Annotated in this window: 3 protein-coding genes and 2 pseudogenes; 3 read left to right on the top strand and 2 right to left on the bottom strand. The window is 69.3% G+C overall.

The genetic code is table 11. From position 1 onward, the window contains the following. The 3 genes and pseudogenes from FJ251_12425 to FJ251_12415 all read left to right on the top strand — a co-directional run. On the top strand, positions 1–1,179 hold a 1,179-nt coding region (locus FJ251_12425), incomplete at its 5' end, for an HNH endonuclease (protein ID MBM4118515.1). 242 nt (positions 1,180–1,421) lie between these two features. After that, the gene (locus FJ251_12420) at positions 1,422–2,726 is read left to right on the top strand and encodes an OFA family MFS transporter (GenBank protein ID MBM4118514.1); all 1,305 of its coding nucleotides are present in this window, start codon (positions 1,422–1,424) and stop codon (positions 2,724–2,726) included. A gap of 224 nt (positions 2,727–2,950) precedes the next feature. Further along, positions 2,951–3,133, top strand: a pseudogene (locus FJ251_12415) (hypothetical protein). Between the two features lie 1,976 nt (positions 3,134–5,109). Here FJ251_12415 and FJ251_12410 read toward each other — a convergent pair. Next, positions 5,110–5,196 (bottom strand): annotated as a pseudogene (locus FJ251_12410) (bifunctional protein IspD/ispF). Between the two features lie 124 nt (positions 5,197–5,320). Next, on the bottom strand, positions 5,321–6,440 hold a 1,120-nt coding region (locus FJ251_12405), incomplete at its 5' end, for a T9SS type A sorting domain-containing protein (GenBank protein MBM4118513.1).

Here is a 6,440-nt window from a genome sequence, read left to right as displayed (position 1 = left end):
GCTGAGCTTGTGCTGGTCGGCGTGCCCGCGGCCTGCGGCATCGGCATTTGTTTGGCGATGCACTTGACCGTCGCGGACTCTCATAGTATATTGCAGGCCTCCCCACCTCCCGCGACCTCGTCCTGGCGAGGTCTCTTCATGTCCGACTTCGTTCCGAATCTCCCCGCCGCCGCGGTGGATGCCCGCCTGCGCGCGGCCGTCGCCGAGCTGCGCCGCGCCGAGCAGAACGCCGTGCTCTGGTTCGCCGAGCTGATGCGCCGGCGGCTCTACCGCGACTGCGGCTACTCCAGCATTCACGCCTACGCCGAGGCCGTGCTCGGCTTCGGGCAGGCGAAGACCTATCAGTTCATCAAGCTGGCGGAGTCGTTGAGCGAGCTCCCCCAGCTGCGCGCCTCGGTGGAGGCGGGCGAGATGCCCTGGACCAAGGCCCGCAGCGTGGCGGCGGTCGCCACGCCGCGCTCCGAAGGCCAGTGGATCGCGCTCGCGAAGACGAGCAGTGCGCGCCAGCTCGAGGCGCGGATCCGCGAGAGCCGCAGCGAGGCGCCGCGCGATTCCGGTCAGGGCGACCTGCTGCCGCCGGCCCCCGCGGCGATCCCCACGCCCGCGCCCAAGGTGCAGGTCAGCTTCACGCTCGAGCCCGAGCAGCACGCTCGCTGGCTGGCCATCGTCGAGCGGTTGCGCAAGCAGGGGCACGGCGAGCCGAAGGAGGAGCTGCTGCTGGCGGCCTTCGCAGCGCTGTCGGAAGCGGATTGTACACGTGTACAAAGCGAGGCGGAGTGTACACGTGTACAAAACAAGCCGCCCTACCAGGTCGTGGTCTACCGTTGCGAGGACTGCGGCGGGGCGCACCTGCCGGGCGGCCGCCCGGTAGCGCCAGCAGTCGCCGCGCAGGCGGCCTGCGACTGCCGCGAGCAGCGGGACGGCAAGCCCAACCGGGCCTCGATTCCCCCGGCAATGCGCCGGCAAGTACTCGCGCGCGACAGCCACCGCTGCCAGGCGCCGGGCTGCCACGCGACGCGCTTCCTGGAAGTTCACCATCGCAAACCGCGCCGGCGAGGAGGCCGCAACAGCGCGGCGAACCTGATCACGCTCTGCGCGGCCTGCCACCGTCTGCTGCACGAAGGCGGCAGGGGGCTTGCCGCCGCCCTGGCGATGGCGAGCCCGCCGAACACCGGCTGAGCGACTCCAGCCTGGCTGCCCCCGCTGTCCCGCCCCCGGTAGCCGCCGCCGCTGGCCCCCGCGGCTGGCCCCCGCCTCGGCATGGCCTGCGCTCCCGATCCATCCCAAAGGCCCACAAGCACTTGCCACTCGTCCCCCGGGGGAGCGGATTTGCGGCCAACCAGGTCTTGAAACGGCGAGCATCTTGCTTATATTGGTCGTGATTTTTTTCCCAAGGCAGGACCGTAAGGCCGGGAGGACCGATGGAGAAGACCATGAACCGCTGGCTGGTGGCCCTCGGCGCGCTCGTCATCCAGCTCTGCCTGGGCGCGATCTACGCCTGGAGCGTCTTCACCCCGCACCTGAAGAAGGCGCCCTTCAACTTCAGCGCCACGCAGACCCAGGTGGTCTTCTCCGTCGGCCTGTCCACCTTCGCCATCGTGATGGTGCTCGCCGGCCGCTGGCAGGCCAAGATCGGCCCCCGCCGGGTGGCCCTCACGGGCGGCCTCCTGCTCGGGCTGGGCTACATCCTCGCCAAGTTCATCGGCGGCAGCATCTTCGGCCAAGTGCTCGGGATCGGCCTCATCGGCGGCGCCGGCATCGGCCTCGCCTACGTCTGCCCCATCGCCGTCGGCATGAAGTGGTTCCCCGACAAGAAGGGCCTCATCACGGGCCTCGCCGTGGCCGGCTTCGGCTTCGGCGCCCTCATCTGGATCAAGCTCGCCAGCACCTGGGCGCATCTCATCGAGAAGCTGGGCGTGCTCGACGTCTTCGGCCTCTACGGCATCATCTTCCTCATCGCCGTCAGCCTGGGCAGCATCGTGATGATCAACCCGCCCGCCGGCTACAAGCCCAGGGGCTGGAACCCGCCCGAGCCGAAGGTCGATGGCAACAAGGTCACCGGCCAGCTCAACCTGCTGCCCGACCAGATGCTGAAGACCCCGCAGTTCTACATGCTCTGGTCGATCTTCATCTTCAGCGGCATGGCCGGCCTGATGACGATCGGCATCATCCAGCTCTTCGGCATCGACGCGCTCGAGGCCAAGGGCAAGAGCCCCGCCGAGGCCGCCGCCATCGCCGGTACGGCGATGGCCGTCTTCTACTCGCTGGCCAACGGCATCGGCCGCATCGTCTGGGGCGCTGTCAGCGACCGCCTCGGCCGCAAGCGCTCGATCACGATCATGACCGCCAGCCAGGGCGTCATGATGCTGCTCTTCTACTGGATGGGCGGCACGCCGGCCCTGCTCTTCCTGGGTGCGACGATCATCGGCTTCAACTTCGGCGGCAACTTCGCCCTCTTCCCCACGGCTACCGCCGACTTCTTCGGCCCCACGCACCTGGGCCAGAACTACGGCTGGGTCTTCACCGCCTACGGCGTCGGCGGCATCGTCGGCCCGATCATGGCGGGGATCTTCCGCGACAACGGCAGCTGGCTGCCGGCCTTCCTGATCAGCGGCGTGCTCTGCCTCGTCGCGACGGGCATCGCGCTCAGCCTGCGCCCACCCAAGCCCGCCTGCGTCACCGTGCCCTCGCTCGAGCGCGAGCTGGAGCCGGCTGGCAGGCCCTAGCCAGTTTCGCTTGGGACGAATCGTCGGGGGAGCCGCAAGGCTCCCCCTTTGCTTGCGCTAGGGCGCCAACGCGGACGGCGTGAGGTCCGTGTGCGTGCGGATGTGCTTGTGCAAAACGAGCGGCAGCTTCACCTCGAGGTCCATCGCCACCCAGCGCGGCAGGTCGAGGCCCGCGTGGTCAGCCAGCCCAGCGGTGATGTCCAGGTGTTTCACGCCCATGCTGCCGTCGGCCGGCTTCAGCGCCAGCGCGGCCAGCGCGCCCGTCGCCGGGTCCAGCCAGAGCGTGCCCTGCCAGAGCTCTTTCTTCTTCTTCTTGGGCTCGAGCGCGACGGCGGCCAGCTCGCGCCCCTCGCGCGTCTCGAGTCCGCGCAGGGCGAAGCGGTACTCGCCGCGGCGTTCAGCGGTGAAGAAGTCGAAGCTGAGGTCGAGCTTGCGCTCCTTCTTCTTGTCCTTGTCCGCGTCCTTCGCCTTCGCCTCCTCGCCGGGCTTGGCCTTGCGGTTGTAGACGAGCTCGCTGCCCTCGCTGAGCACTTGCGTCGAGTCGGGCGCCCACTGGATGACCTCCCGCCAGCTGCGCTCCTCGTGCTCCAGCTTGTCGTCGCCGTCGCTGATCCGTGTCCGCGTTTCCTCGTGGAAGCGGAAGGGCCGGAACTGCGCATCCGCCGAGTCGGCGCGGGCGAAGGCGAGAGCGAGCAGGGCCTCGCCCTCGGCGGCCGGGGCTGGCAGGGCGAAGACGAGCGCGGCGAGAAGGCAGAGGACGAAGCGCGAGACGCAGCGCGGCATGCGGGGCCTCCTGGTGGCGGTCGGCGAGTATAGGCGCAGCGGCCGCGCCCTTGGCAAGACTCGGATCGACCGATGCGCTATACTGAAGGCCGCCATCAGCCCGGGAGGTCGATGATGAAGCCCGCCGCGCTCGCCCTTTGCCTGCTCGTCACCCTTTCCCTGCCGCCCGGCGGCGCCGCGGCGGCAACGAGCCGCCTCGTCCACGTCCACGGCGCAGATGGCGCCTACTTCCAGGAGGAGCGCGGGCCCGACCGCCCGGCTCTCGCCGCGGCGCCGCTCGACCTGCGCGACGAGCTGATCTGGCAACACAACATTCCCGGCTTCATCTACACGAGCTGCGCGACGGCAGAGGGCAGCGTCTTCGCCGGCCTGAACAATGGCACGAACTGCCCGGCCGAGTACTACCTCGCCGGCTCGAGCGGCACGCCCGATTGGACCTTCACCGGCGGCGAAAACTACGTGACGGCCGGCGCCGGCTTCCTCGCCCTCGTCGAGGCCGTGCCTGCGATCGCCGGCGTGCGCTTGCATGTCTGGATGGCGGGCGATCCGCCGACGCCGCTCTGGGAGAAGGACATCCCCAATTGCAGCGCGCCGCTGAACTGCCTGCGCATTGCCGAGAGCGGCAACTTGCTCGCGCTGGCGGTGAACACGGCCACGAGCAGCAAGACCTTCGCGCTCGATCCGCTCACCGGCGATCTGCTCTCGAGCTACACGGCCCCCGCGGGCGAGTTCGCGCGCGCCCTGCGCATCACCGACGACGGCAGCCGCATCGCCCTGCGCAACGGCGCCGTCATGCACGCGCTGGACGCCGCCACGGGCGCCGTGCTCTGGACGGCCAGCGCCGGCGCCAGTTCGGACGCCCTCGCCCTCTCGCCGAACGGCCAGTACATCGCCGCCGGCTGGACCTTCCTGCTCGTCTGGGAATGGAACGGCAGCAGCTACCAGTTCAAGTGGTCGCACAACAGCGGCGCCGCGGGCTGGTATCTCGGCACCTGCGCGCTGAGCGCCGAGGGCCAGCTCATCGCGGGCTGGTACACCACCAGCTACAACCGCAACAAGGTGACCTGGTACTTCACGGCCAGCGGGAACGCGCCGCTGTGGACCTACCTGTCCCCGCAGTCGAACGGCGTCTACCAGGATCTGCCGGTGGCCAGCGCCTTCGGCGGCGAGACCGGCGTCATCGGCAGCTGGGGCGACGCCCAGAACCTCAGCCCCGAGATCAGCGTCTTCCTGGGCGGGCAGTCGACGCCCCTCTTCACGGTCAACACCGTGGGCTCGATCTATGACGTCGATGCGGAGGGCTACGGGATCCCGACCGGCCGCTACCCCGCGCGTTTCGTCGGCGGGGGCAAGCACGTCCACGCGAACCAGTTCGGCAACGGCGGCGATCTCTACTTTGGCGACGTGAGCCCCGCGACGGCCGCGCCCGCCGCGCCCGGCGCCGGCTTCGCGCTCAGCGCGCAGCCGAATCCGAGCCGCGGCGAGAGCACGCTGAGCCTCAGCCTGCCGCGCGTGGGCGCCGCGCAGGTCGACCTGTTCAGCATCGACGGCCGGCACCGGCGCCGCCTCTGGGCGGGCATCGCCGCCGGCGACACCCAGCGCGTGACCTGGGACGGCCGCGACGGCGAGGGCTACGCCCTGCCCAGCGGCGTCTACCTCGCCCGTGCGACGGCCGGCGGCCGCGTGGCGACCCTGCGCCTGGTGCTGATGCGTTAGTCGATCGGTGGCACGAGCTGCAATCGGCGCGTGTCAGATGGCTCGCGCCTCCGCAAGCAGCAAAGAAAGGCTTCGCCTGCGCCGGCCCCGCAGTCCTACTTGGCGAGGACGAGCTTTTGGAGCTGCGCCCCCGCGGGGCTGCTCAGCCGCAGCAGATAGATGCCCGAGGGCAGCTCATTGCCCCGGTTGTCCCGACCCTGCCAATCGAGGGTCTGCTCTCCAGGGCCATGCAGGCCCTCCGTCAGGGTCGCAACCAGCCGGCCGAGAACATCCAGCAGGTCTACCTTGAGCCAGGTCTCCTCCTCGAGGGTGAAAGCGACACGGGTCTGCGCATTGAAAGGATTCGGGCTGCTCGGGTGCAGGGTGATCCCGCGAGGGACGCCGGCTTCCGCGACGGCGGTCACGGGCGTCTCGATCCAGGCTGCAATCCCCCTGCTGTCGATGTACCCATCCGCCAGGGAGAAAGCGCCGGCCGCATACAGCTTCTCCGAGACACCGTCGTCGATCCTCTCGAGGTCGATGACGGAGTTGTTCAAGCCTGCGCCGCAAACGGACCAGCTTGCGCCGTCCCAGCGCATGATGCCGTCGGTCCACCAGGGGGCGCCGAGGCGGAAACCGCCGCCGACGAAGAGAGCGCCGTTGTAGACGGCGAAGCTGATGGGACCATACCCGTAGATGAGCGCCGACCAGACCTCCTCGCCAACGGGCTGCCACTCGACACCGTCCCAGCGCGCCATCTTCTCGACGGGCTTGCCGCCGATGGTCCAGAAGCTGCCGCCGATGTAGAGCTCCCCCTGGAAGACCGCGATGGCCTTCACCATTCCGTCGATCTCGTCATTGCCCGAGGCCGAGAAGGAGCTCCAGGTGCTGCCGTCCCAGCGGGCGAGGTAATCGAGGTCGTAGTTCCCCTGCATGCCGTGGAAGGCCCCCCCCGCAACGAGCTGGCCATCCCAGACGGCCAGGTCGATGACGTTGTTGGAGCCACCGTACCCCGCGATGGGGTACCAGCCGGAAGGGCCCAGGCCGGCGACGTTTCCCGTGTACAGCCACTCGCCGTCCCAATCGACATGGTCGAAGCCACCGCCCACGATGAGATCGCCGTTGTACTCGGTCATGCAGGTCACGGTGCCGTTGATGTTGCCGGCGGCCAGCCAGTGATCGGGGGGATACCACTTGGCGAGATTCTGGGCCTGGACCCCGCCCGCGTGGGTGGGG

This window comes from bacterium (assembly GCA_016873475.1).
Lineage (GTDB): Bacteria > Krumholzibacteriota > Krumholzibacteriia > JACNKJ01 > JACNKJ01 > VGXI01.
This window is presented reverse-complemented; position numbering and strand designations above follow the sequence as displayed.